Raw genomic sequence first — 24,426 nt, 5'->3', positions numbered from 1 at the left:
GAAGCCCGGCGCCAACGGCGCGGACTTGAAGAGGACTTCCCGCTGTCTTGCCCGTGGCTCGTCCGCAACGAAGCCTGTCCGAAGGTTCGCCGCCGCCACGAAAGGCGCGGCCGCCTTCGCCATATGAAGGACAAGACATGTTCAATCACCACAAAGTCGAAATCGAATGGGGCGGGCGTCCGCTCATCCTGGAAACCGGCAAGATCGCACGTCAGGCCGACGGCGCCGTGCTTGCCACCTATGGCGAAACCGTCGTTCTCGCCACGGTCGTCTCGGCCAAGGAACCGAAGCCCGGCTTCGATTTCTTCCCGCTCACCGTCAATTATCAGGAAAAGACGTTTGCCGCCGGCAAGATTCCGGGCGGCTTCTTCAAGCGCGAGGGCCGTCCTAGCGAGAAGGAAACACTGACGTCGCGCCTGATCGACCGGCCGATCCGCCCGCTCTTCGCAGACGGCTACAAGAACGACACGCAGGTGGTTCTGACCGTCCTGCAGCACGATCTGGAAAATGACCCGGACGTTGTCGCCATGGTCGCTGCTTCCGCCGCGCTGACGCTTTCCGGCGTGCCCTTCATGGGCCCGATCGGCGGCGCCCGTGTCGGCTACATCAATGGCGAGTATGTGCTCAATCCGCATATCGACGAGATGCCGGAATCCAAGCTCGACCTCATCGTCGCCGGTACGGCCGATGCGGTCCTGATGGTGGAATCGGAAGCCCACGAACTGGCCGAGGACGTCATGCTCGGCGCGGTCATGTTCGGCCACAAGAGCTTCCAGCCGGTCATCGACGCCATCATCAAGCTGGCCGAAGTGGCGGCCAAGGAGCCGCGCGAGCATTCGACGGAAGACCTCTCGGCGCTCGAGAAGGAGATGCTCGGGCTGATCGAGGACGACCTGCGCGCCGCCTACAAGTTCACCGACAAGCAGGAGCGCTACGCCGCCGTCGACGCCGCCAAGGCCAAGGCCAAGGAGGCGTTGCTGCCGGAGGATGCCGAGGAGACCGCATGGACGGCCGAGCAGGTTGGCACCGTGTTCAAGGATCTCCAGGCCAAGATCGTGCGCTGGAACATCCTCGACACCGGCGCGCGCATCGACGGACGCGATCTCAAGACCGTTCGGCCGATCGTGTCGGAGGTCGGTGTCCTGCCGCGCACGCACGGTTCGGCCGTGTTCACCCGTGGTGAGACCCAGGCGATCGCCGTCGCGACGCTCGGCACGGGAGAGGACGAGCAGTTCATCGACGCTCTGACCGGCACCTACAAGGAGCGTTTCCTGCTCCACTACAACTTCCCGCCCTACTCCGTCGGCGAGACGGGCCGCATGGGTTCGCCCGGCCGCCGCGAGATCGGCCACGGCAAGCTCGCCTGGCGCGCCATCCATCCCATCCTGCCGGGCGTCGAGCAGTTTCCCTATACGCTGCGCGTCGTCTCCGAGATCACCGAATCCAACGGTTCGTCCTCCATGGCGACCGTCTGCGGCACCTCGCTGGCACTTATGGATGCCGGCGTTCCGCTGGCCCGTCCGGTGGCCGGCATTGCCATGGGACTGATCAAGGAGGACGAGCGCTTCGCGGTGCTCTCCGACATTCTCGGTGACGAGGATCATCTCGGCGACATGGACTTCAAGGTCGCCGGCACGTCCGACGGCGTGACCTCGCTGCAGATGGACATCAAGATCGCTGGCATCACCGAGGAGATCATGAAGGTCGCCCTCGACCAGGCCAAGGACGGCCGGGAGCATATCCTCGGCGAAATGGCCAAGGCGATCACCGAGAGCCGCTCCGAGCTTGGCGAGTTCGCGCCGCGCATCGAGGTCATGCAGATCCCGACCGACAAGATCCGCGACGTTATCGGCTCGGGCGGCAAGGTCATCCGCGAGATCGTCGAGAAGACCGGTGCCAAGGTCAACATCGACGACGACGGTACGGTGAAGATCGCCTCTTCCAACGCCAAGGAGATCGAGGCGGCGAAGAAGTGGATCCACACCATCGTGGCCGAGCCGGAAGTCGGCGAGATCTATGAAGGCACGGTCGTCAAGACCGCCGATTTCGGCGCATTCGTCAATTTCTTCGGCCCGCGCGACGGTCTTGTGCACATCTCGCAGCTGGCGCCGGAACGCGTCGCCAAGACCACCGACGTGGTCAAGGAAGGCGACAAGGTTTTCGTCAAGCTGATGGGCTTTGACGAGCGCGGCAAGGTTCGCCTGTCGATGAAGGTCGTCGACCAGGAGACGGGCAAGGAGATCGACGCCAAGAAGAAGAAGGAAGAGGCGGAAGAAGACGCCGAGGCCTGATCTCCGACGAAAGGGCTGGGACGGAGCCGGCGGGCGCGCCTTTGGGCGCGCCCGTTTTCCGTTCCGCGCCCCTTGGCGTCATCCCGAAAGCCGGAGCGAAGGTTTTCTGGGAGCCACTTCGGACCGTGAGTGTCAGGGAGCAGCATCACGGATTGGATTCCGGCCTTATTTCGTTACGCTGGCCAAGTCTGAATGACGGGCCCGTCCCGTTGGTACAAATATGGTTCGAAGCCCGTGACCGACGACACCCAGAAGACCCTTTTCTATCCATTCGAGGCCGAAATTCTCGCCATGCCGGGCGCGGATACGCGCGTGCTTTTTATCGGTGCGCCGGAAAATCTGCGCCCGCCCTCCGGCTTTTGCGATGCGCTGCAGGCCGTCCAGGGTTTTCGGCCGGCTTACTTGGGAATGGAGCAGCGCGGCTATTCGGTGGCGCCCGACGCCGAGGGTGAGGCCTATGACATGGCGCTGGTGCTGGCTGGCCGCCATCGCGGGCAGAACGAAGCCTGGCTGGCTGAGGCCGTGCGACGGGTGGCGCCCGGCGGCCTCGTCGTTGTGGCCGGCAGCAAGAAGGATGGCGCGGACAGTCTGCGCAAGCGGACCGCCCGCATCGTGCCGCTGGAGGACCATCTGTCCAAGCATCATGGCATCGCCTTCTGGTTCCGCAACAACGACCCTGGCGCCGTCGACAGGCTGCAGCCCGGGCCGCGGGACCGCGTCGACGGCCGGTTCGAGACCGCGCCCGGCATGTTTTCGCACGACCGTATCGATCCCGCCTCCGAGCTGCTGGCCCGGCATCTGCCGGACGCTATTTTCGGGCGCGTGGCCGATTTCGGCGCCGGCTGGGGGTATCTTTCGGCAGAAGTGCTGCGTCGTGGCGAGGCAATCGACGCGCTCGACCTCTATGAGGCCGACCATGCCGCGCTGCAGGCGGCCGGGCGCAATCTGGCGCCGCTTGCCGGCGATGTGCCGCTCGGACTGTTCTGGCGCGACCTGCTGCACGAACCCGTCACCCGGCAATACGATCTTGTTGTCATGAACCCGCCCTTTCATCAGGGGCGGGCGGCCGATCCGGTGATCGGGCAAGGCATGATCCGCGCGGCCTCGGCCGCGCTCAAGCCGCGCGGCAGGCTCTTCATGGTCGCCAACAATCCGCTGCCCTATGAAAGGATGCTGGAGGCGGCCTTCGGCAGCCACGGTGAAACGGCACGCAACGAGCGTTTCAAGGTTCTGTGGGCGCGCCGCTGAACACGCGCGGGACGCGCGGCAGTTAGATCGGCGCACCGTTTCACGGGATCGGATGCCGATCTAACCATTTGATTTCGACGCAATTCCGGACGGAGAACCGGTTCCCACTTCTCCTGGAATTGCTTTAGAACATGTCCCGCTCAAACGGAATCGTTTGAGCGAAAGGTACATGTTCCAACATATTGATCTGGCGCGCATATCTTTGCTTCAAACGTTTCCGTTTGAAGCGAACGCGCGCTAGCCGCGTTCCCAGCTCTTCAGCTCATCCAGCGTCGGCATCAAGGTGATGTGGTAGCCCGAATCGACATAGTGGATCTCGCCGGTGACGCCTGACGACAGGTCCGACAGGAGGTAGAAGGCCGAATTGCCGACCTCGTCGATATTGACCGTGCGCCGGAGCGGCGCGTTGCGGCTCTGGTAGGCGAACATATGGCGGGCATCAGCCACGCCCGAACCGGCAAGCGTGCGCACAGGCCCGGCAGAGATGGCGTTGACGCGAATGCCGCGCGGACCGAAATCATAGGCGAGATAGCGCACGCTCGCTTCGAGCGCGGCCTTGGCGACACCCATGACGTTGTAGTTCGGCATGATGCGTTCCGAGCCGGCATAGGTGAGGGTGAGCATGGACGAACCCTCGCCCATCATTGCGGCCGCCCGGCGCGCCACTTCCGTGAACGAGAAGCAGGAGATGACCATCGTGCGCACGAAATTGTCGCGCGTCGTGTCGGCATAAAGGCCCTTGAGCTCGTTCTTGTCGGAAAAGCCGATTGCGTGAACGATGAAATCGAGGCCGCCCCACTCGTTGCCGAGCGTTTCGAAGACCGAATCGATCGATGCGCCATCCTCGACGTCACACGGCAGGATCAGCTTCGCGCCGACCTTGTCGGCAAGCGGCTTGACGCGCCGGCCGAATGCCTCGCCCTGATAGGTGAAGGCAAGGTCGGCGCCGTGCCCGGCAAGCGCCTTGGCGATCCCCCAGGCAATAGAATGGTCGTTGGCGACACCCATAACCAGGCCGCGCTTGCCCTGCATAATCGCTGTCATGGCCGGGGTTCCTAGGCAGAATATCTCTGGAAGACGAGCGTGGCGTTGGTACCGCCAAAGCCGAAGGAGTTCGACAGGACCGTGTCGATCTTCGCATCGTCGATGCGCTGGCGCACGATCGGGGCGCCTTCGAATTCGGGGTCCAGCTTCTCGATATGAGCGCTTTCACCGATGAAGCCAGCCTGCATCATCAGGATCGAGTAGATCGATTCCTGCACCCCGGCACCGCCCAGCGAGTGGCCGGTGAGCGATTTGGTCGAGGCGATATGCGGCATGTCCTCGCCGAAGACTTCACGGATCGCGGCAATTTCGCGCGAATCGCCGACGGGCGTCGACGTGCCGTGCGTGTTGACGTAGTCGACCTTGCCCTCGACGTTGGAGAGCGCCTGGCGCATGCAGCGCACCGCGCCTTCGCCCGAAGGCTGCACCATGTCGAAACCATCCGATGTCGCGCCGTAGCCGGTGATCTCGGCATAGATCTTGGCGCCGCGTGCCTTGGCGTGCTCCAGTTCCTCGAGCACCAGAACGCCGGCGCCGCCGGCGATCACGAACCCGTCACGGTCGACGTCATAGGCGCGCGAAGCCACGCTCGCCCGGTCGTTGTACTTGGACGACATGGCGCCCATGGCGTCGAACAGGTTCGACATCGTCCAGTCGAGATCCTCATGGCCGCCGGCAAAGACCATGTCCTGCTTGCCCCACTGGATCATCTCCGCCGCATTGCCGATGCAGTGCGCCGACGTCGAGCAGGCCGACGAGATGGAATAGTTGACGCCATGGATCTTGAACCAGGTGGCGAGCGTCGCCGATGCGGTCGAGGACATGGCCTTGGGCACAGCGAACGGCCCGATGCGCTTGGGGCTCTTGTTCTTGATGGTCGTTTCGGCGGCTTCCACGATGGTGCGGGTGGACGGGCCGCCCGAACCCATGATGATGCCGGTGCGTTCGTTGGTGACGTCGCTCTGCTCGAGGCCGGCATCGGCGATCGCCTGCTCCATGGCGATGTGGTTCCAGGCGCCTCCCTTCGACAGAAAGCGCAGCGCGCGCCGGTCGACATGCTCGGCCGGGTCGAGCGTCGGCGCGCCCCAGACCTGGCAGCGGAAGCCGTGTTCGGCGAATTCCTCGGAGAAAGTGATGCCGGATTTGGCTTCGCGCAGCGAAGCCTCGACTTCATCGGCATTGTTGCCGATCGAGGACACGATACCCAGTCCGGTGACGACGACGCGTCTCATGTGGCTCTCCTTGGAGGCTGGAGGCAGGATGCCCGTATGTGAATCCGGTTCATGCTTCCTGTTTGGACAAACCGACCTTCAGGTCGGTGGCCTGATAGATGGGTTCTCCGTCGGCCTTCAACCAGCCGTCGGCGATCCCCAGCACGAGCCGCCCGCGCATGATGCGCTTGAAATCGACGCCGTATTCGACCTTCTTGACGTCCGGCGTGACCATGCCCTTGAACTTGACCTCGCCCGTCGACAGCGCCATGCCCTTGCCGGGCAGGCCGAGCCAGCCGAGGAAGAAGCCTGTCATCTGCCACAGCGCATCAAGCCCGAGACAGCCGGGCATGACCGGATTGCCGATGAAATGGCAGGGGAAGAACCAGAGATCCGGCTTGATGTCGAATTCGGCCCGGATGAAGCCCTTGCCGAATTCTCCGCCTTCCTCGCTCACCTCGGTGATGCGGTCGAACATCAGCATTGGCGGGGCCGGCAATTGGGCATTGCCGGGGCCGAACAGGTCTCCCCTGGCGCATGCGAGAAGCTCTTCATACCCGAAGCTGGATTTTCTGTCCGACATTGAATCCTTCCCGCTCGTCCCCGTCGGCACTCTGCCGATCTTTGTCGATTGCATCACTAGCACGGACGGCTGGCAGCCGAAAACCGATGCCTGCGCTTATCGTGATGCGGGGCACGGGTCAATGTGGTGCTATTGATCTGCAATTGCCGACGGAATATATGCTGTGGAGGGGATTGCTGCATCGGCGTTGATATGCACCGCGATGTGCGTGCGCCCATCGGATATTGGAACGGGACCATATGCAGGAACGGATCGACGAAACGGAAGTGACCGCCAAGGTGCGGTCGGCCGGCTTGCGTCCGACGCGGCAGCGCGTGGCGCTGGCCGGCCTGCTGTTTGCCAAGGGCGACCGTCATCTCGCGGCAGAAGAACTGCACGAAGAGGCACTGGCGGCCGGCTTCCCGGTTTCGCTCGCCACCGTTTACAACACGCTGCACCAGTTCACCGAAGCGGGCATGCTGCGCATTGTCGCGGTGGAGGGTGCCAAGACCTATTTCGACACCAACACGTCGGACCATCACCATTTCTATATCGAGAGTGACAACACCCTGCTCGATATCGCCGGCGGACCGGTCACGGTGACCAACCTCCCGGAACCGCCGGAAGGCATGGAAATCGCCAATATCGACATCGTGGTGCGGCTGCGGCACAAGCGCGGCTGAAACATGCGGCCGCGGCGGATCAGTCGGTGATCCGCTCATCCGGATAGGCGCCCCAGATCTGTGTCTGGCCGATCCAGCCCTCATGGCCGTCGAAGCGCATCTCGCACCAACTCCCGTTGCAGGCACTGATCGTGCCCAGCGTGCCGGGTTGCAGCACCGCCACGACGCGCGCTCCCTCGTCGGGTTCTTGGAGCAGATTGATCACCGTATCCTTGTCGCGGTTCCAGGGTGTGACGAGGCCGGTCCGCCGGCCCGATAGCAGCGACTGGTTGATCCACCCTTCGGTGCCTTCCGAATCGCGCACCCGGCGCCAGTTGCCGTATTCCTGGATGATCTCCATCGGCAGGCCGGACTTCATATACATCCAGTCCACCGAATAGGAGCGGCCCGGACCGACGCGCAGGTTGGCCCGGCTCGCCTTGAGGCTGACGAATCGTGGCAGCGGCAGGCCGCTCGGTCCACGCGTAACCGTCTGCGCCACGGCTTTGCCGTCGAAGCCGGAAAGTGTGGGCAGCGTGGCGACGGCAAGCCCCACGAGCGCGGCGCTGACAATCAGGCGAAGCGACACGTAGCGAGACAATTGCATTCCTCTTTCCATGAGGCGCGCCCGGGAAGGGACTGGCGCGCAGACCTGTTTTTCTTTGTCATTGCCCGGACCTGTTGGTACACAGGAGCCGGGCTGATACGGCTTTCGACTATCGCCTGTCTTGGTTAAAGAGGTCTCAACAGGACCCGGACGCGAGGAAACGATGGCGGGCAGAAAAAAACCTTTGGTGGTCATCACGCGGAAGCTGCCGGATCCCGTCGAAACCCGCATGCGCGAGCTTTTCGACACCCGGCTGAACATCGACGACAAGCCGCTGACCCAGCCCGAGCTTGTTGCTTCGGTCAAGGAGGCCGAGGTTCTCGTGCCGACCATCACCGACCGCATAGATGCCGCGCTGATCGCCCAGGCCGGTCCGCAGCTCAAGCTGATCGCCAATTTCGGCAACGGGGTCGACCATATCGACGTCGAGGCCGCTTCCGAGAAGGGAATAGCCGTCACCAATACGCCGAACGTCCTGACCGAGGACACGGCCGACATGACGATGGGCCTTATCCTGACCGTCCCGCGCCGCCTCATAGAGGGCGCCAACATACTGGGCGCCGACGGCAAGTGGAACGGCTGGTCGCCGACTTGGATGCTCGGGCACCGCATCTGGGGCAAGCGTCTCGGGATTGTCGGCATGGGGCGCATCGGCACGGCCGTGGCCCGCCGCGCCAAGGCCTTCGGCTTGTCGATCCACTATCACAACCGCAACCGCGTCATGCCGGACATCGAAGACGAGTTGGAGGCGACCTATTGGGAAAGCCTCGACCAGATGCTCGCCCGCATGGACATCATCTCGGTCAACTGTCCCTCGACGCCGGCCACGTTCCATCTGCTTTCGGCGCGCCGTCTCGCGCTGATGCAGCCGACGTCCTACATCGTCAATACTGCGCGCGGCGAGATCATCGACGAGAAGGCGCTGATCGAGATGGTCGAGGCGGGCAAGCTGGCCGGCGCCGGGCTCGATGTCTTCGAGCACGAACCGGCCGTCAATCCGAAGCTGGTGAAGCTCGCCGCCAAGGGAAAGATCGTGCTCCTGCCCCATATGGGCTCGGCCACCATCGAGGGCCGCATCGACATGGGCGACAAGGTGCTCATCAACATTCGCACCTTCTTCGACGGGCACCGCCCGCCCGACCGCGTGTTGCCGAACAGGCTGTAACCGGCCTCAGATAGCGTCTGCCAGGATTTCGAAGGAACGCAGGCGCTTGGCGTGATCGAATATCTGCGCCGTCACCATCAGCTCGTCGGCCCCGGTGCGCGCGGCAAATGCCTCGACGCCGCGCCGCACCGTCTCGGGCGATCCGACCACGGCGCAGGACAGCGCCTGGTCGAGCACTGCCTTGGCCATCGGCTCCAGCCCCGCCTCGAAATTCTCCACCGGCGCGGGCAGTTTGCCGGGCCGGCCGCTGCGCAAATTTACAAAAGCCTGTTGCAGGGACGAGAAGAGATAGCGTGCCTCTTCGTCCGTTTCCGCCGCAATGACGTTGAGGCCGAGCATCACATAGGGCTTGTCGAGATGTTCCGACGGTTCGAACCGTTCGCGGTAGATGCGCACGGCGTTCTCCAGTTCGCCCGGCGCGAAATGCGAGGCGAAGGCGTAGGGCAGACCGAGCGCTGCGGCCAGTTGCGCCCCGAACAGGCTCGACCCGAGCATCCACACCGGAACGTCCAGGCCGGCGCCCGGCACCGCGCGCACGCGCTGGCCTTCCTGCGGTTCGCGGAAATAGGACATCAGCTCCACGACGTCCTGCGGAAAGGAATCGACGTCCGAATTCATGTTGCGGCGCAGGGCGCGGGCCGTCGCCATGTCGGTTCCGGGCGCCCGGCCAAGCCCGAGGTCGATGCGGCCGGGATGGAGCGCCGCCAGCGTGCCGAAGGCTTCGGCCACCATCAGGGGCGCGTGATTGGGCAGCATGATGCCGCCCGCGCCGACGCGGATCGTCGAAGTGCCGCCGGCCACGTGGCCGATGACGACCGCGGTGGCGGCGCTGGCGATGCCGGGCATGTTGTGGTGTTCGGCCAGCCAGTAGCGCCTGTAGCCCCAGCGCTCGGCATGCTGCGCCAGATCAAGCGTGTTCTTCAACGACTGGGCGACATCGGTGCCTTCGGCAACGGGCGAAAGATCGAGGACTGAAATCGGTATCATCGCCGCCATGTAGGTTCAGCTTTTGCGAGAGCCAAGGCAGGGATACTTCAAAAGAATTGAAGATGACGCCGCGCCAGCCTCAGAACGGCAGCTTGAATCCGGGTGGGATCGGCAGGCCGGCCGTCAGGTCCTTGCTCTTTTCCTGCATCAGCGCCTCGATCTTGGCCTTGGCGTCGTTGTGCGCGGCGAGGATCAAGTCCTCGAGAATCTCGATTTCCTCTTCCTTGAAAAGCGACGGGTCGACCTTCAAGGACTTCATCTCGCCCTTGCCCGACAGCGTCACGCTGACCAGCCCGCCGCCGGCCTGACCGGTGGCCTCGAGACTGGCGACCTCTTCCTGCATGGCCTCGAACTTGGCCTGCATTTCCTTGGCCTTTCCCATCAGGCCCATCAGATCTTTCATCTCGCTATCCTCGCGGTCTGTTCAAAGTTCGTCGTCATCATCGTCAATGTCGCCGTCGTCGGCAATGTCCGCCGGGTTCAACTCATCCTCGGCCTCGAAGATGCGCACATCGGTAATGCGGGCGCCTGGAAAGCGCGCCAGCACCGCCGCCACCGTCGGATCGGCCTTGGCGTCGACGATGGCGCTCTCGCGCCGGTTATCCTCGATCTCGGCCAGGGTCTCGCCGCCCGGTTCGCGCGACAGGGATACGAACCAGTTGCGCCCGCTCCAGCTCTTCAGCCGCGTCGTCAGATCGTTGAGCAGCGTCTTCGGCGCGTCCTCGGTAAGGCTCACCTCGAGCAATCCGGGCTCGATGCGCACCAGGCGCACGCAACGCTTGAGCTGGACCTTGAAGGCCATGTCGCGATTGGCGTCGGCAAGGGCTGCGACGTCCTCCAGCGAGGCGATCGGCACTTGTGGCTCTTCCGGCTGCGGCGGCGGTTCCGGCGCGGCGACCGGCGACGGCGCGGCGGCCGGCGACGGCTCGACCAGACGCATGGCCGGGGCATTGCCGTTGCCCGAGGATACGACGTGCCGGTTCGCCACCGCGGTCGCACCTGCGCCGCCGCCAGCGCCGCCATTGCCTGGCGCGCCGACCGGAGCGGGGTCCGGCCGCGGGACGTCGGCAGCCACCCGGTCGCCGCTTTCGAGCGATTTCAGCGCCTCGTCGAGCGTCGGCAGATCGGCCGCATGCGCGATGCGGATAAGCACCATCTCGCCGGCGCTCACCGGCCGGTGTGCGTTCTGGACCTCCGAAATGCCCTTGAGCAGCATCTGCCAGGCGCGCGAGAGCACGCGCACGGAGAGCTTGCCGGCGAATTCCTCGCCGCGTCGGCGTTCCTCCTCGGTCAGGGAAGCGTCGTGCGCGGCATCGGGAACGAAGCGGATGCGGGTGACGAGGTGGTTGAATTCGGCAAGGTCGGTCAGCACGACCGCCGGATCGGCGCCGGCGTCGTATTGCGAGCGGTATTCGGCCAGCGCGGCAGCGACATTGCCGCTCATGAGATGCTCGAACAGGTCGACCACGCGCGCGCGGTCGGCAAGCCCGAGCATGGAGCGCACCGTTTCGGCGGTGACCTTGCCGGCGCTGTGGGCGATCGCCTGGTCGAAGATCGACTGCGCATCGCGCATCGAGCCTTCGGCCGCCCGGGCCACCATGGCGAGCGCTTCGTCCTCGGCCGCGATGTTTTCCAGGCCGGCGATGCGCTTGAGATCCTCGGCAATCACGGTCGCATCGATGCGGCGAAGGTCGAAACGCTGGCAGCGCGACAGGATGGTGATAGGCACCTTGCGGATCTCGGTCGTGGCGAAGATGAACTTCACATGCGGCGGCGGTTCTTCCAGCGTCTTCAACATGGCGTTGAAGGCGCCGCCGGACAGCATGTGCACCTCGTCGATGATGTAGACCTTGTAGCGCGCCGCAACCGGCGCATAGCGCACCTGCTCGAGCAGTTCGCGCATATTGTCGACGCCGGTATGCGAGGCGGCGTCCATCTCGATCACGTCGACATGGCGGCCTTCCATGATCGCCCGGCAGTGCTCGCCCTCCACGGTGAGGTCGATCGTCGGCTGGTCGATCTCCGCCGTCCTGTAATTCAAAGCTCGTGCGAGAATGCGGGCCGTGGTCGTCTTGCCGACGCCGCGCACGCCGGTGAGCATCCAGGCCTGGGCGATCCGTCCGGCGGCAAACGCATTAGTCAGCGTGCGCACCATCGGCTCCTGGCCGATGAGTTCGGAGAAATTGGTCGGCCGGTACTTGCGCGCCAGAACGCGATAGGCGCCGTCCGTTTTCGACCTGTCGGCTGTGCCGGCCTCGCTCATGGCTCGAATGTCGCTCCGTCTTGCAAGACTCGTTTCCACAGAGCCGGAACTCTTGCGCGGGGAACGCCGGCCGTCAATGCGGGGGCGGGGAAAGAGGTGGGAGGCTGGCACGATGACCCGTGCCGTGGCTCGTTAGGGCTGCTTCCTTCCGGATCTGACCCGGTTGGCGAGTGGCTCGTCCACCACCAACCTCCCGATCCCCATATCGTCAATTGGCGCGGCAAATGCAAGAGCCGTTGCGGGATTCGGCTGCGCGCGGCGATCACGTCCTCGCGCGCCGCAGCACGAAAGTCTTGCGGCGACAGGCGCCTCAATCTAGCTTCTCATTACGAACGGGAACACGTGCATGCTCAAAGGGCAGAAAAGAGGCTTCGAGCTCGACAAGGTCCTGCATGCCGACAGCATGCCGGTCATGTGGCTCGGCTTGTGCGAGCTCAGGGTCATGGACGATTGCCGCTGGCCCTGGCTGCTGCTTGTCCCGCAACGCCCGGGCGTGGAGGAAATGCACGAACTCACCCCGCTCGATCAGACCATGCTGACTTTCGAGAGCACAATGGTCGCCCAGGCGTTGAAGCAGGTCACCGGCTGCACCAAGATCAACATCGGCGCGCTGGGCAACATGGTCCGCCAGCTCCATGTGCATGTGATCGCGCGTTCGGAAGGCGATCCGAACTGGCCGGGCCCGGTCTGGGGGCATGGCGTGCGCCGGCCCTATCGCCGCGAAGATATCCATCAGTTTGCCGAAGCCGTGCGTCAGGCGATGTAGGCAATATTCATCCGGGAGAATTCATGCCGTTTCGCCTTTTCGACGCGCCGCCGCGCGAGCCGAGCCAATTCGTCGGGTTTGCCGGCAACGAGATCGAGAGCCTGTCGGAGAAGCGCGAAGACGACGGTGTGACAAAGGCGCTCGCCGATCCCGCGGCGCGGCTGATGCTCATGCGTGGCGGCCGCGCCTATCTCAGGCACGGCACGGACGGTTTGCAGCCGTGGCACGACATCGCGCAGGCGAAGGAATTGTCGGCAAAGCTGAAACATGCCGTGCTTATGGGCTGGAATGCGGCGGGCGCGCCGGTGCTGGGCGCGCCAGCCGGCATCGAACCGGAGGCTCTGCCCGATACGATCAAGGCGATCGACTACCGCTCGGTCTTTATCCAGGGCCTGTTGTCGGTGGCCGATCTCGGCGCGCTGGCGCAGGCCGCATCGCTTCTCGCCTGGCACTCCAGCCACCGCTTCTGTTCGCGCTGCGGCAATCCGAGCGAGATGCGCGCCGCCGGCTGCAAGCGCGTCTGCCCGAACTGCCAGGCCCAGCACTTCCCGCGCACCGATCCCGTGGCGATCATGCTGGCGGTGCGTGCCGATGCCTGCGTTCTCGGCCGCAGCCCGCATTTCCAGCCGAACATGTATTCCTGTCTCGCCGGCTTCATCGAGCCCGGCGAGACGATCGAGAACGCGGTCAGGCGCGAGACTTTCGAGGAGTCCGGCCTGCGCATTGGCCGCGTCGTCTACCATGCCAGCCAGCCCTGGCCGTTCCCGCATTCGCTGATGATCGGCTGCTTCGGCGAGGCGCTCGACCGCGACATACGACGCGACGAGGATGAGTTGGAGGATTGCCGCTGGTTCCCCCGCGAGGAGGTTCGCGCCATGCTGTCGGGGACGCATCGCGACGGCCTTGCCGTCCCCCCGCCGGGGGCCATCGCGCACCACCTGATCAAGGCCTGGGCCGAAAGCGATTCGTGAGACGGCCGCGGCGATTCAGGTCGTTGCGGGGGATTGGAGTGGCAGCGAATAGAGGCTGACCGGCTCGGACTTGCCGCGCAGTTCGAACGTCCGCGGCCGGCAGTCGGGATAGGCGTCTGCGACCGCCTCAAAGGCGGAGGGGCTGACGAGGATTTCGCCGGACGCCGCGAGCGCCTGGATGCGGTCGGCTCTGTTGACAGGATCGCCGAGCACGGTGAAATCGATGAAATCCTCGCCGCCGACATTGCCGACAAAGGCGACGCCGGCGTCGATCCCGACACCGACCGGCAGCAACGGCTCGCCGTTGCCATAGCCCAGCTTCTCGAGCAGGCGTATTCCGCCCCGGATGGCGGCCTGCTTGAAATCGGGGCCGGCAAAGCCTGGGATGAAGAAGGCCATCACCTCGTCGCCTATCAGCTTGTCGACCGTCGCATCATGGCGGACCAGCACGTCGGTCGCCGTGGCGTAAAAGCGGTTGAGTGCCTCCGCATAGGCGGTCGGTCCCAGCCTTTCGGCAAGAGCGGTGGAGTTGCGGATATCGGCGAAAAGGATCGCGGTCTCGATCTCGGCGCCGCCCAGCGGCATGTCCTCGCAGCATGCGGCGCAGATGCGCGGGTTCTTCCTTGACGGGCGAAATCCCGCCATGCGGCAAACATAACCGCCGGCACCGCCGAAGGGATTGTTGCAGATCTTGCAGCGCGGCGGGCCGGGCAGGTGCCGCATGCAGCGCTGGAGGAACTTCAGGCGCGGGTGGCCCTTCGTCAGGACTTCGCGCCACTGCTCCTGCGTATCCGCATTTGCTCCCGGGGGCTTATTCATGGCCGCTACCTTGGCCGAAGCGTAGCACAACGGGACGCGGGTGTCCCTTTTTGAAGCGATCGGTCAGCCTTGGCCGGCGAAGGGGCCATCGGCGGCCGGCCGGTGCGGCATGGATGCGGCAACCCGCTCGCGGTAGATGACATAAAGCCCCGCGCCCATCGTGATCGCGATGCCGAGCGCGGCCAGGCCGTCGGGCAGGTCGTGGAAGATCAGCCATCCGAAAAAGGTGGCAAAGGGAATTTCGAGATACTGCATCGGCGCCAGCGTCGCCGAGGGCGCGAAGCGCAGCGACCAGGTCATGAGCAGGTGGGCGAAGGTTCCCATGATGCCGATCGCTGCCAGGAGAAAGGCGTCGCGCGGCTGCGGCCGGATCATCCCGAGGGCCGGTATGTCGCTGCCGAACGTCAAGATAGCCAGGGCGGCAAGGCCGGCCGTCGCCATCATGCCGCTGATCGTCTGCAGCACCATCGGCTCGCATTCCTTGGCCACCTGCCGGCTGACGAGCATGTAGAAGGCGAAGGAAAGCGCGACGAGCAGGGGCAGCAGCGCCGGCCAGCCGACTTCGACGAAGCTCGGCTGAATGACCAGAAGGGTGCCGATGAAGCCGACCGCGCAGGCTGCCAGGCGACGGGGCCCGACCTCCTCTTGCAGCACGAAATGCCCCAGAAGCAGCATGATGAAGGGCATGACGAAGGCGATCGCCGTGGCATCGGCGAGCGGCAGATAACGCAGCGCGGCGAAGAGCGAGCCGATGCCGGCAATGTGCAGCAGCGTGCGGATCGCCGTCAGCTTGAGCACGCGCGGCGTCACCCGCAGGCTATGGCCGCCCCACCGGATGAACGGCAGAAGAAGGACCGACTGCGCGGCAAAGCGCACGAGCAGAAGCTGCAGCAACGGAATCGTGTCGCCAAGGATCTTGGCAATGGAATCGCCCAGCGGCGCCATCGCGCAGAACCCAACCATGAGGAGAATGCCGAGAAGCGGGCGGTCGGCCGTCATGTGGCTTTGGTCCGGTCCAAATCAGTCTTCTTCCTCGCTCTGCGTCTCGCGGAAGGGATGCTGCTCGTAGACGCCGAGAATGCGCACCTCGCGCGAGAAGAACTGCAGCTCTTCGAGCGCCAGCGCGACATTGCGGTCTTCCGGGTGACCCTCGACATCGGCGTAAAACAGCGAGGAGAAGAACTTGCCGCCGAGCTGGTAGCTTTCCAGCTTGGTCATGTTGACGCCGGTCGTGGCGAAGCCGCCCATGGCCTTGTAGAGAGCGGCCGGCACGTTGCGCACGCGGAAGATGAAGGTCGTCATCATCTTCTTGTCGGGATCATGGCGTGGCGCCCATTGCTTCGTCTTCGACAAGACCACGAAGCGGGTCACGTTGTTGTCGGTGTCCTCGACATTCTCGGCGACGATATCCAGGCCGTAAAGCTTGGCCGCCAGCCGTGGCGCAAGCGCTGCGTTGGCCGGTTCGCCGTCCTCGGCGACGAGGCGCGCCGCGCCCGCCGTGTCGCCGGCGACCATCGGCTTCCAGCGGTGGCGGCGGATGACCTTGCGGCACTGGCCGAGCGCGTGGATGTGGCTGTAGACGGCCTTGATGTCGTCAAGCTCGGTGCCGGGCAGCACCATCAGCTGAAAATGGATCGGCAGGAAATATTCGCCGACGATGTGCAGGCGCGATTCGGGAAGCAGATGGTGGATATCGGCGACGCGACCGGCGATGGTGTTCTCGATCGGGATCATCGCCAGATCGGCCTTGCCGGTTTCCACGGCATTGAACGCATCCTCGAAGGTCGGGCAGGGCAGGGGCTCCATGTCGGGAAACATGTCGCGGCAGGCCGTGTCGGAATTGGCTCCCGGCTCGCCCTGAAAGGCAATCTTGTTGGTCCCTGATGTCATGTCTGCTCAGCCATTTTCGGTGGATGCGATGATTTGGCGCGCGCGCTCGAGGTCTTCCGCCGTGTCGACGCCGAGCGGCGCGGTGCGCACCAGTTGCACGTCGATGCGCATGCCCGCTTCGAGCGCACGCAACTGTTCCAGCCGCTCGCGCAGTTCCAGCGGCGACGGCTTGAGCGCAACGAAACGCTTCAGCGCGGCTCGGCGATAGGCATAAAGCCCGATGTGGTGGTAAAGCGGGCCATCGCCCCAGGGCGCGGTGGCGCGGGTGAAATAGAGCGCCCGCAGACGGCCGGGGCCGATCGGCGAGCCGACGATCTTGACCACGTTGGGATTGGTCTTTTCCTCCTCGCGCTCGATCTCGACACCCAGTGTCGCAATGTCGGTGGAGGGATCGTCGAACGGTTCCAGCGCGGCGGCGATCAATTGCGGGTCGATCGTCGGCAGATCGCCCTGAACATTGACCACGACATCGGCCTGGCCTTCCGGATCGACAAGCTCCAGCGCCTCGTGGATGCGGTCGGACCCCGACTGATGGTCGTCGCGCGTCATGATCGCCTCGTGACCCGCCGCGGTGACGGCGTCGTGTACCTCGGCGCTGTCTGTGGCCACCACGACGCGCCCCAGCCCACTCGCCGCCGCGCGGTCGGCGACATGCACGATCATCGGTTTGCCGGCGATATCGGCCAATGGCTTGCCCGGCAGGCGCTGCGAGGCCATGCGGGCCGGAATGAGGATCAGATTGGACATGGGCCGTCGTAAATCGAGGTCGGGCAGGTGGCAAAAGGTCTCACTAGGAAAGGCCCTTATATGTGTTGCAACCCAGAAGCAAAAGACCTAGCTTCCGCGCGATTTTACCGGCCGCGGCCGGCGGGACCACAGGCATGCCGGAGGGGCCGGCAGTCTTCAGGAGCTATCGGAGCAAATGGATTCCTTCGAACTGAACAAGCTGCTCGGCGGGCTGCTCGGCGCGGCCTTCGTCGTCTTCTCGATCGGCATCGTGTCGGACTCGATATTCGCCAGCCCGGCGCCCGAAAAGCCGGGCTTCGAGGTCGTCGCCGCCGAGCCGGAGGAAGGTGGCGCCGCGGATGAGGGGCCGTCGGTCGAACCCATTGCGGTTCGTCTGGCCTCGGCCGACGCGTCGGCCGGCGAAGCCGTGTTCAAGAAATGCGTGGCCTGTCACACCGCCGAAAATGGCGGCGCCAACAAGGTCGGCCCCAATCTGTGGAATATCGTCAACCGCCCGATCGCCTCGCATGAAGGGTTTTCCTATTCCGGGGGGATGACGGAGTTCTCCGAAGACCATTCCGTGCACTGGGATTACGAGCATCTCGACCATTTCCTGGAAGGCCCGAGGAATTATGTGAAGGGCACGGCGATGGCCTTTGCCGGCGTCAAGCGGCCCGAGGAACGGGCCAATCTGATCGCCTATCTGCGCACGCTCTCCGACGACCCCGCGCCGTTGCCTGAGGTCGAGGAGCCGGAGGCGGCCGAGGCGGCCACCGGGGAAGACCCGGCCGCGGCCCAGGAAGCGGCACCAGAGGGCGAACAGCCTGCCGCCGAAGAGCCGGCGGCGAACGGAGATGACGCATCGACCGATGCGCCCGCCGAGACGCAGGAAACGGCGCCCGAGGCCGAAGAGCCCGCCGCTCAGTGACGAAATTGTAATCTGTTCTCCACGAAAAAGCCGGGTTCAGCCCGGCTTTTTCTTGTTAGGGTCACGAGTGGCACAGCGATTCTGACTTTTGTCCTCCCAATTTCCCGGACAATTGTCACATTCGCTCCAATGGGAAAGCCTCACAGGGTTTTCAGCCGTCATTCGCGGGCTACATTGGAAATGAGAACGAAGGGGAGCAATAATGGACGTGCACATGGCGGCTCGCGCGGTGCGCCTGACGATGGCGGCGCTGCTTTTGTCCTGCTCCGCTGCGGCGGCGGAAGAGTGGCGCTCCACAAGCTCGCTGATCGGCGAGTCCAGGTACGGCGACGATTTCCAGCATTACGACTACGTCAAACCCGATGCGCCGAAGGGCGGAACGCTCAATTCGGTCTCTTCGGGCACCTTCGACAGTTTCAATCCCTTCATCGTGCGCGGTACGGCGGCTGCCGGTCTCAACTTCTTCGGCGGCTTCCTCTGGGACACGCTGATGCAGCAATCGACCGACGAGCCCGGCACCAGCCACCCGCTGATTGCCGAGGCCTTCACCCATCCCGACGACTATTCCTCCGCGACATACCGCCTCAATTCCAAGGCGCGCTGGCATGACGGCGAGCCGATTTCGGCCGAAGACGTCGTGTGGTCCTTCGATGTGCTCAAGGAGACCAGCCCCAACTTCAACCGCTATTTCTCCAGCGTCACCGAGGCCAAGGCGATTTCGCAGCGCGAGATCCTGTTCACGTTCGACCAGACCGGCAACCGCGAGCTGCCGCATATCATCGGCGACTTGCCGGTCCTGCCGAAGCATTGGTGGACGGGCACGGACGCAAATGGCAAGACGCGCGACATCACCCGGCCGACGCTTGAAAAGCCGCTCGGCTCGGGCCCCTACCGCATTGCCAGCTTCCGGCCCGGCTCGGAGATCGTCTGGGAACGGGTGGAGGATTATTGGGCGGCCGACCTGCCGGTCAATGTCGGGCGTTACAATTTCGATCGGCGCAAATACATCTACATCCAGGACGAGAACGCCGAATGGCAGGCCTTCACCAAGGGTGGGCTGGAAGACATCCGCCCGGAGAACAGCTCGCGGCGATGGTCGGTCGAGTACGACTTCCCGGCCTTCGAGGAAGGCGACGTCGTCAAGCGCGAATTCCCGACCGAATCGGGCGAACCGATGCAGGCTTTCGTCCTCAATCTGCGCCGCCCGCAGTTCCAGGACCGCAAGGTGCGCCAGGCGCTGACCGTGGCGTTCGACTTCGAGAGCATGAATCGCAATCTGTTCTATGGTCAGAACACGCGCACGGACAGCTATTTCGAGGGCGGCGAGCTTGCCTCCTCCGGCCTGCCGCAGGGCAAGGAACTGGAGATCCTGGAGCAATATCGCGACCAGTTGCCGCCGGAAATGTTCACGGAAGAGTTCAAGCTGCCGGTCTACGATTCGCCGCAGACCGAGCGCCAACATCTGCGCCGCGCGGTGAAACTGTTCGCCGAGGCCGGCTGGGTCATCAAGAATGGCCGGATGGTCAATGAGGAGACGGGCAAGCAGTTTGCCTTCACCATTCTCGGACGCGGACCGACCGACGAGACGATCTCTGGGGCCTTCATCGCCACGCTGCGCAAGCTCGGCATCGATGCGTCGCTGCGCATCGTCGACACCTCGCAATATATCAACCGCGTGCGCGGCTTCGAGTTCGACGTGATCACCGGCCAGTTCGCCCAGTCGGCGTCGCCGGGCAACGAGCAGCGCGAGTTCTGGGGCTCGCAGGCCGCCGACGTGCAGGGTTCGCGCAATCTCGCCGGCATCAAGAACCCGGTCGTCGACGCGCTTGTCGAACGCGTCATCTATGCCGAGGATCGCGACGACCTGATCGCCGCCACCCGGGCGATCGATCGGGTGCTGTTGTGGAATTTCTATGTCGTGCCCCAGTGGCACCGCTCGGAGCTGTGGCTTGCCTACTGGAACAAGTTCGGCTTACCGGAAAAGCAGCCCGCCTATGTCGGCGTGGACATCGATTCCTGGTGGATCGACCCGGAAAGGGAGGCCGCGCTTGCGGCCAAATACAGGAGCCAGAACTGACCTTGCTTCGATCGACGATCAATGGTCTCACGCGCCGGCGGTTCCTGGCCCTTTTCGGCGGTGCGCTCGCCGCTTCTGTCGTGCCCGCGAGGGGGTTCGCCGGCGTTGAAACAGGCAAGCCCCTGCACGGTCTGTCCGCCTTCGGCGACCTGAAATACGGCCCCGACTTCACTCATTTCGACTATGCCAGCCCGGAGGCGCCGAAGGGCGGGACATTCAACTTCATGCCGCCGAACTGGGTCTTCAACCAGAACCCGCTGACCTTCAACACGCTCAACACCTTTGCCCGGCGCGGCGACGCGCCGCAGCGCATGGAAATGTGCTTCGACAGCCTGATGGTCCGGGCGATTGACGAACCCGACGCCATTTACGGGCTGCTCGCCGAGAGCGTGACGATCGGTGACGACGGCAAGAGCTATGTCTTCCGCTTGCGATCCGAGGCGCGTTTCCACGACGGCACGCCGGTGACGGCCGCCGACGTCGCCTTCACCTATCTGACCTTCAAGGACAAAGGCCATGCCAGCCTCGTGATCGCCCTGCGCGAGCTCGAGGATGCCGTGGCGCAGGACGAACGGAACGTGCGGCTCGTCTTCACGGGCGAGCATTCGCAACGCTCCATTCTCAGCGTTGCGACGCTGCCGATCGTGTCGAAGGCGTTCTATTCCGAGCATCCCTTCGACAGCTCGCAGCTCGAGCCGCCGCTCGGCTCCGGACCCTACAAGGTCGGGCGCTTCGCGGCAGGGCGCTACATCGAGTATGACCGGGTCGAGGATTATTGGGCCCGCGACCTTCCGGTCAATCGCGGACTTTACAATTTCGGGCGCATCCGCATCGAATTCTATCGCGAACGCCAGGCCGCCTTCGAAGCCTTCAAGAAGGGCAATGTTCTCTATCGCCAGGAATTCACCTCGCGGGTCTGGGCGACCGGATACGACTTCCCGGCGATCCGGGACGGCAAGGTGGTCAAGCGCGAATTTCCGGCCGAGAAGAGCCCGATCATGCAGGCCTGGGCGCTCAATCAGCGCCGTTCGCGCTTCGCCGATTCCCGCGTGCGGCACGCGATCAGCCTGTGCTTCGACTTCGAATGGACCCGGCAGAATCTTTTCTACGGCGCCTATGAGCGCTCGCAATCGACCTTCGAGCGTTCGCCTTACATGGCCGAGGGTATGCCGTCGCCCGAGGAACTGGCGCTCCTGGAAAAATTCCGCGGCCGAATCCCCGACGAAGCGTTCGGCGAAGCCGTCACCATGGAGGTCTCGGACGGCTCCGGCCGTGACCGCAAGCTGCTCGGCAAGGCGGCCCGCCTTTTGACGGAAGCCGGCTGGACGCGCCGGGACGGCCTGCTGCGCAACGAAGCCGGCGAGGTCATGGCGGTGGAGATCCTGGTTCAGGACCAGGTTTTCGTGCGCGCCAACACGCCCTTTGTCGAGAATATGCGGGCCATCGGCATCGACGCCTCGATCCGGCTTGTCGATGCGGCACAATTCCAGGCGCGCCAGCTTGATTTCGACTTCGACATGGTCGGGATGGCGGCGGCCTTTGCCGCCACGCCGACCGGCGAATCGCTGTCCAATCTGTTTCATTCGCGCGCCGCCGAGATTTCCGGCTCGCGCAACTTTCCCGGAACCAGCGACCCGGCCGTCGACGCGCTGATCGAGATTGCCGCCCAGGCCGGAGACCGCTCCACATTCACCACCGCCATGCGGGCGCTCGACCGGGTCTTGCGCGCGCGGCGCGACTGGATTCCAAATTGGCATGCGGCGAATCACCGGGCCGCTTTCTGGGACATGTTCGGCTTCAAGGAACCGAAGCCGGATTACGGCTTTCCGGTGGAAGCGCTTTGGTGGGCCGATCTTGAGAAGGCGAAGGCAATTGGCAAGGGTTGAGAACGCCACGACCGGGGCCTTCATCTGATGGGCGCCTATATCCTCAGACGCCTGTTGTTGATGATCCCGACGCTGTTCGGCATCATGGCGATCTCTTTTGCCGTGATTCAGTTCGCGCCGGGCGGTCCGGTCGAGCAGGTGATCGCCAAGGTCACCGGCCAGGCCGGAGACGCCACCGACCGCATTTCCGGAGCCGGCGGGGACGTCGGCAACCAGAGCTTCGATACGGGCGGGGAGTACTCGTCCAAATATCGCGGGGCGCAGGGTCTCGACCCCGAATTCATCAAACAACTCGAGGAGCAGTTCGGCTTCGACAAGCCGCCGCTCGAGCGCTTCTTCAAGATGATCTGGGACTATGCCCGGTTCGATTTCGGCGAGAGCTTCTTCCGCGACATCTCGGTCGTCGACCTGATCGTTGAAAAGATGCCGGTGTCGATCTCTCTCGGCCTGTGGATTACATTTCTTTCCTACCTGATCTCGATCCCGCTCGGCATTCGCAAGGCGGTCAAGGACGGATCGGCCTTCGACATCTGGACGAGCGGCATCGTCATCGTCGGCTATGCGATTCCGGGATTCCTATTCGCCATCCTGTTGATGGTGCTGTTTGCCGGCGGCTCGTTCTACGACTGGTTCCCGTTGCGCGGCCTGGTCTCCGACAACTGGCACGAACTGTCCTGGCCCGCGAGGATCGTCGACTATCTGTGGCACATAACGCTGCCCCTGACTGCCATGGTGATGTCGGCCTTTGCCACGACGACGCTCTTGACCAAGAACTCCTTCCTCGACGAGATCCGCAAGCAATATGTGACGACCGCGCGGGCCAAGGGGCTGACCGAGCGGCAGGTGCTCTACGGTCACGTGTTCCGCAACGCGATGCTGATCATCATCGCCGGCTTTCCCGGTGCCTTCATCTCGGCCTTCTTCACCGGCTCGCTGCTGATCGAGAACATCTTCTCGCTCGACGGGCTCGGCCTGCTCGGCTTCCGCTCGGTGCTTGATCGCGACTATCCCGTGGTCTTCGCCAATCTCTATATATTCTCGCTGATCGGCCTGTTCGTCAGCCTTCTCGCCGACCTCACCTATACCTGGATCGACCCGCGCATCGACTTCGAACGGAGGGACGTGTGATGGAACGGGTCGCCGCCCCAACCGTTCCGCAGGCCGGAGCGCGGCCACGCCGGCCGTGGATCTCACCGCTGAACCAGCGACGCTGGCAGAACTTCAAGGCCAACCGGCGCGGCTACTGGTCGCTCTGGATCTTCCTGGTGCTCTTCGTCCTGTCGCTCGGTGCCGAGTTCATCGCCAACGACAAGCCGATCATCGCCTCCTACAAGGGCGAGATCCTGTTTCCGGTGCTGGTCGACTATCCGGAAGAAAAGTTCGGCGGCTTCCTCGCCGTCACCGATTACCGCGATCCGGTGATCCACGAGGAGATCGAAGCCAATGGTTGGCTGGTCTGGCCGCCGATCCGCTACTCCTACCGCACCGTCAACAACGAGATTCCCGAGGCCGCGCCCGCCAGGCCGTCATGGATGTATGACCGCGAGACGCGCTGCAACCGCTATCCCCTTGGCGTCGAGGATCCCGGCTGCACGCTCGGCAATTGGAACTGGCTGGGTACGGACGACCAGACGCGCGACGTGGCTGCCCGCGTCATCTACGGCTTCCGCATATCGGTGCTGTTCGGCCTGGCGCTGACCCTCTTTTCCGCCATCATCGGCGTGGCGGCCGGCGCGGTGCAGGGCTATTTCGGCGGCTGGACCGATCTCCTCTTCCAGCGCTTCATCGAGATCTGGTCGTCCATTCCCGTGCTCTACCTGATCCTGATCATTGCCGCCGTTCTGCCGCCCGGATTCTGGATCCTGCTTGGCATCATGCTGCTGTTTTCCTGGGTCGCCTTTGTCGGCGTGGTGCGGGCGGAGTTCCTGCGCGCACGCAATTTCGAATATGTCAACGCCGCCCGGGCGCTCGGCGTATCGAACCTGACGATCATGTTCCGCCACCTCCTGCCCAACGCCATGGTGGCCACGCTCACCTTCCTGCCTTTCATCTTGAACGGGTCGATCACGACACTGACGTCGCTCGATTTCCTCGGCTTCGGCCTGCCGCCGGGTTCCGCGTCGCTGGGCGAACTCCTGAGGCAGGGCCAGCAGAACCTGAATGCGCCGTGGCTCGGCATCTCCGGCTTCATTGTCATCTCGCTCATGCTGTCGCTGCTGATCTTCATCGGCGAGGCCACGCGCGACGCCTTCGATCCGCGGAAGACGTTCCGGTGAGCTTGCACAAATGGTATAATATGGCCAAGTTTCTACCATGGAGGTTG

General features: G+C 64.0%; 22 protein-coding genes and 1 other RNA gene. 11 read left to right on the top strand and 12 right to left on the bottom strand.

The window, feature by feature from the left end:
* Positions 1 to 137: 137 nt before the first annotated feature.
* Positions 138 to 2,291 (top strand): polyribonucleotide nucleotidyltransferase, encoded by a 2,154-nt coding sequence (gene pnp, locus GM909_RS16105; protein ID WP_157017615.1) that lies wholly within the window; start codon positions 138 to 140, stop codon positions 2,289 to 2,291.
* 234 nt (positions 2,292 to 2,525) lie between these two features.
* The gene (locus tag GM909_RS16100) at positions 2,526 to 3,539 is read left to right on the top strand and encodes a class I SAM-dependent methyltransferase (RefSeq protein WP_157017613.1); all 1,014 of its coding nucleotides are present in this window, start codon (positions 2,526 to 2,528) and stop codon (positions 3,537 to 3,539) included.
* A gap of 237 nt (positions 3,540 to 3,776) precedes the next feature.
* On the opposite strand, the gene fabI is transcribed toward GM909_RS16100, so the two are convergent.
* Genes fabI through fabA form a run of 3 tightly spaced genes read right to left on the bottom strand, consistent with a single transcriptional unit; the run spans position 3,777 to position 6,377 of the window.
* A complete protein-coding gene (gene fabI, locus GM909_RS16095) occupies positions 3,777 to 4,583 on the bottom strand; it encodes an enoyl-ACP reductase FabI (RefSeq protein ID WP_157017611.1) in 807 nt (268 codons plus the stop codon).
* Between the two features lie 11 nt (positions 4,584 to 4,594).
* A complete protein-coding gene (gene fabB / locus GM909_RS16090; protein WP_157017609.1) occupies positions 4,595 to 5,815 on the bottom strand; it encodes a beta-ketoacyl-ACP synthase I in 1,221 nt (406 codons plus the stop codon).
* A gap of 49 nt (positions 5,816 to 5,864) precedes the next feature.
* On the bottom strand, positions 5,865 to 6,377 hold the full coding sequence (gene fabA, locus GM909_RS16085; RefSeq protein WP_157017607.1) for a 3-hydroxyacyl-[acyl-carrier-protein] dehydratase FabA: 513 nt from the start codon (positions 6,375 to 6,377) through the stop codon (positions 5,865 to 5,867).
* Between the two features lie 239 nt (positions 6,378 to 6,616).
* Here fabA and irrA point away from each other — a divergent pair, with 239 nt between their 5' ends.
* Entirely contained in the window at positions 6,617 to 7,039 is a 423-nt protein-coding gene (gene irrA / locus GM909_RS16080) for an iron response transcriptional regulator IrrA (RefSeq protein ID WP_157017605.1), read from the top strand.
* Positions 7,040 to 7,058: 19 nt separating this feature from the next.
* Here irrA and GM909_RS16075 read toward each other — a convergent pair whose 3' ends face one another.
* Positions 7,059 to 7,619: an SH3 domain-containing protein gene (locus tag GM909_RS16075; protein ID WP_157017694.1), complete on the bottom strand. Its 561-nt coding sequence runs from the start codon at positions 7,617 to 7,619 to the stop codon at positions 7,059 to 7,061.
* 169 nt (positions 7,620 to 7,788) lie between these two features.
* Here GM909_RS16075 and GM909_RS16070 point away from each other — a divergent pair, with 169 nt between their 5' ends.
* Positions 7,789 to 8,790 carry a 2-hydroxyacid dehydrogenase gene (locus GM909_RS16070; RefSeq protein WP_157017603.1) on the top strand — a complete coding sequence of 334 codons (1,002 nt, stop codon included), beginning with the start codon at positions 7,789 to 7,791 and terminating at the stop codon, positions 8,788 to 8,790.
* Between the two features lie 6 nt (positions 8,791 to 8,796).
* Here GM909_RS16070 and GM909_RS16065 read toward each other — a convergent pair whose 3' ends face one another.
* The 4 genes from GM909_RS16065 to ffs form a co-directional block, all read right to left on the bottom strand.
* On the bottom strand, positions 8,797 to 9,777 hold the full coding sequence (locus tag GM909_RS16065) for an LLM class flavin-dependent oxidoreductase (RefSeq protein WP_157017692.1): 981 nt from the start codon (positions 9,775 to 9,777) through the stop codon (positions 8,797 to 8,799).
* 79 nt (positions 9,778 to 9,856) lie between these two features.
* Complete coding sequence (locus GM909_RS16060; protein ID WP_157017601.1) at positions 9,857 to 10,180, bottom strand: YbaB/EbfC family nucleoid-associated protein; 324 nt, start codon at positions 10,178 to 10,180, stop codon at positions 9,857 to 9,859.
* Positions 10,181 to 10,201: 21 nt separating this feature from the next.
* Positions 10,202 to 12,040 carry a DNA polymerase III subunit gamma/tau gene (locus tag GM909_RS16055; protein ID WP_157017599.1) on the bottom strand — a complete coding sequence of 613 codons (1,839 nt, stop codon included), beginning with the start codon at positions 12,038 to 12,040 and terminating at the stop codon, positions 10,202 to 10,204.
* A 96-nt stretch (positions 12,041 to 12,136) separates the two neighbouring features.
* Positions 12,137 to 12,234, bottom strand: an RNA gene (gene ffs, locus GM909_RS16050) — signal recognition particle sRNA small type.
* Positions 12,235 to 12,386: 152 nt separating this feature from the next.
* Between ffs and GM909_RS16045 the strand changes: the two genes are divergently transcribed.
* Both GM909_RS16045 and nudC read left to right on the top strand, forming a co-directional pair.
* Entirely contained in the window at positions 12,387 to 12,806 is a 420-nt protein-coding gene (locus GM909_RS16045) for an HIT family protein (protein ID WP_157017597.1), read from the top strand.
* Positions 12,807 to 12,829: 23 nt separating this feature from the next.
* Positions 12,830 to 13,777: an NAD(+) diphosphatase gene (nudC, locus tag GM909_RS16040; protein WP_157017595.1), complete on the top strand. Its 948-nt coding sequence runs from the start codon at positions 12,830 to 12,832 to the stop codon at positions 13,775 to 13,777.
* Positions 13,778 to 13,792: 15 nt separating this feature from the next.
* On the opposite strand, the gene GM909_RS16035 is transcribed toward nudC, so the two are convergent.
* The 4 genes from GM909_RS16035 to GM909_RS16020 all read right to left on the bottom strand — a co-directional run bounded on the left by GM909_RS16035 (position 13,793) and on the right by GM909_RS16020 (position 17,233).
* On the bottom strand, positions 13,793 to 14,596 hold the full coding sequence (locus tag GM909_RS16035; RefSeq protein ID WP_157017593.1) for an adenylate/guanylate cyclase domain-containing protein: 804 nt from the start codon (positions 14,594 to 14,596) through the stop codon (positions 13,793 to 13,795).
* A gap of 63 nt (positions 14,597 to 14,659) precedes the next feature.
* The gene (locus GM909_RS16030; RefSeq protein ID WP_157017591.1) at positions 14,660 to 15,595 is read right to left on the bottom strand and encodes a DMT family transporter; all 936 of its coding nucleotides are present in this window, start codon (positions 15,593 to 15,595) and stop codon (positions 14,660 to 14,662) included.
* A 21-nt stretch (positions 15,596 to 15,616) separates the two neighbouring features.
* The gene (locus GM909_RS16025; protein WP_157017589.1) at positions 15,617 to 16,486 is read right to left on the bottom strand and encodes a prephenate dehydratase; all 870 of its coding nucleotides are present in this window, start codon (positions 16,484 to 16,486) and stop codon (positions 15,617 to 15,619) included.
* A gap of 6 nt (positions 16,487 to 16,492) precedes the next feature.
* Positions 16,493 to 17,233, bottom strand: coding sequence for a 3-deoxy-manno-octulosonate cytidylyltransferase (locus tag GM909_RS16020; RefSeq protein WP_157017587.1), 741 nt, complete (start codon positions 17,231 to 17,233; stop codon positions 16,493 to 16,495).
* A gap of 175 nt (positions 17,234 to 17,408) precedes the next feature.
* On the opposite strand from GM909_RS16020, the gene GM909_RS16015 reads away from it, so the two are divergent.
* The 5 genes from GM909_RS16015 (at position 17,409) to GM909_RS15995 (ending at position 24,379) form a co-directional block, all read left to right on the top strand.
* On the top strand, positions 17,409 to 18,140 hold the full coding sequence (locus GM909_RS16015) for a c-type cytochrome (protein ID WP_157017585.1): 732 nt from the start codon (positions 17,409 to 17,411) through the stop codon (positions 18,138 to 18,140).
* Between the two features lie 208 nt (positions 18,141 to 18,348).
* Positions 18,349 to 20,217, top strand: coding sequence for an extracellular solute-binding protein (locus GM909_RS16010; RefSeq protein ID WP_407941308.1), 1,869 nt, complete (start codon positions 18,349 to 18,351; stop codon positions 20,215 to 20,217).
* Positions 20,214 to 22,103 carry an extracellular solute-binding protein gene (locus GM909_RS16005; protein WP_407941307.1) on the top strand — a complete coding sequence of 630 codons (1,890 nt, stop codon included), beginning with the start codon at positions 20,214 to 20,216 and terminating at the stop codon, positions 22,101 to 22,103. Before GM909_RS16010 ends, GM909_RS16005 begins: the two co-directional genes overlap by 4 nt.
* 27 nt (positions 22,104 to 22,130) lie before the next feature.
* Entirely contained in the window at positions 22,131 to 23,231 is a 1,101-nt protein-coding gene (locus GM909_RS16000) for a microcin C ABC transporter permease YejB (RefSeq protein ID WP_157017583.1), read from the top strand.
* The gene (locus GM909_RS15995) at positions 23,231 to 24,379 is read left to right on the top strand and encodes an ABC transporter permease (protein ID WP_157017581.1); all 1,149 of its coding nucleotides are present in this window, start codon (positions 23,231 to 23,233) and stop codon (positions 24,377 to 24,379) included. The genes GM909_RS16000 and GM909_RS15995 overlap by 1 nt, the downstream gene beginning before the upstream one ends.
* Positions 24,380 to 24,426 lie beyond the last annotated feature (47 nt).

The sequence above is a fragment of the Mesorhizobium xinjiangense genome, from assembly GCF_009749525.1.
Taxonomy (GTDB): Bacteria; Pseudomonadota; Alphaproteobacteria; order Rhizobiales; family Rhizobiaceae; genus Mangrovimarina; species Mangrovimarina xinjiangensis.
This window is presented reverse-complemented; position numbering and strand designations above follow the sequence as displayed.

Coding starts and splice junctions, on each gene's coding strand:
- pnp (WP_157017615.1), top strand. CDS start 138: ATGTTCAATCACCACAAAGTCGAAATCGAATGGGGCGGGCGTCCGCTC.
- fabB (WP_157017609.1), bottom strand. CDS start 5,815: ATGAGACGCGTCGTCGTCACCGGACTGGGTATCGTGTCCTCGATCGGC.
- GM909_RS16070 (WP_157017603.1), top strand. CDS start 7,789: ATGGCGGGCAGAAAAAAACCTTTGGTGGTCATCACGCGGAAGCTGCCG.
- irrA (WP_157017605.1), top strand. CDS start 6,617: ATGCAGGAACGGATCGACGAAACGGAAGTGACCGCCAAGGTGCGGTCG.
- nudC (WP_157017595.1), top strand. CDS start 12,830: ATGCCGTTTCGCCTTTTCGACGCGCCGCCGCGCGAGCCGAGCCAATTC.
- GM909_RS16030 (WP_157017591.1), bottom strand. CDS start 15,595: ATGACGGCCGACCGCCCGCTTCTCGGCATTCTCCTCATGGTTGGGTTC.
- GM909_RS15995 (WP_157017581.1), top strand. CDS start 23,231: ATGGAACGGGTCGCCGCCCCAACCGTTCCGCAGGCCGGAGCGCGGCCA.
- GM909_RS16000 (WP_157017583.1), top strand. CDS start 22,131: ATGGGCGCCTATATCCTCAGACGCCTGTTGTTGATGATCCCGACGCTG.
- GM909_RS16020 (WP_157017587.1), bottom strand. CDS start 17,233: ATGTCCAATCTGATCCTCATTCCGGCCCGCATGGCCTCGCAGCGCCTG.
- GM909_RS16025 (WP_157017589.1), bottom strand. CDS start 16,486: ATGACATCAGGGACCAACAAGATTGCCTTTCAGGGCGAGCCGGGAGCC.
- GM909_RS16060 (WP_157017601.1), bottom strand. CDS start 10,180: ATGAAAGATCTGATGGGCCTGATGGGAAAGGCCAAGGAAATGCAGGCC.
- GM909_RS16035 (WP_157017593.1), bottom strand. CDS start 14,596: ATGAATAAGCCCCCGGGAGCAAATGCGGATACGCAGGAGCAGTGGCGC.
- GM909_RS16045 (WP_157017597.1), top strand. CDS start 12,387: ATGCTCAAAGGGCAGAAAAGAGGCTTCGAGCTCGACAAGGTCCTGCAT.
- GM909_RS16065 (WP_157017692.1), bottom strand. CDS start 9,777: ATGATACCGATTTCAGTCCTCGATCTTTCGCCCGTTGCCGAAGGCACC.
- GM909_RS16055 (WP_157017599.1), bottom strand. CDS start 12,040: ATGAGCGAGGCCGGCACAGCCGACAGGTCGAAAACGGACGGCGCCTAT.
- fabI (WP_157017611.1), bottom strand. CDS start 4,583: ATGACAGCGATTATGCAGGGCAAGCGCGGCCTGGTTATGGGTGTCGCC.
- fabA (WP_157017607.1), bottom strand. CDS start 6,377: ATGTCGGACAGAAAATCCAGCTTCGGGTATGAAGAGCTTCTCGCATGC.
- GM909_RS16015 (WP_157017585.1), top strand. CDS start 17,409: ATGGATTCCTTCGAACTGAACAAGCTGCTCGGCGGGCTGCTCGGCGCG.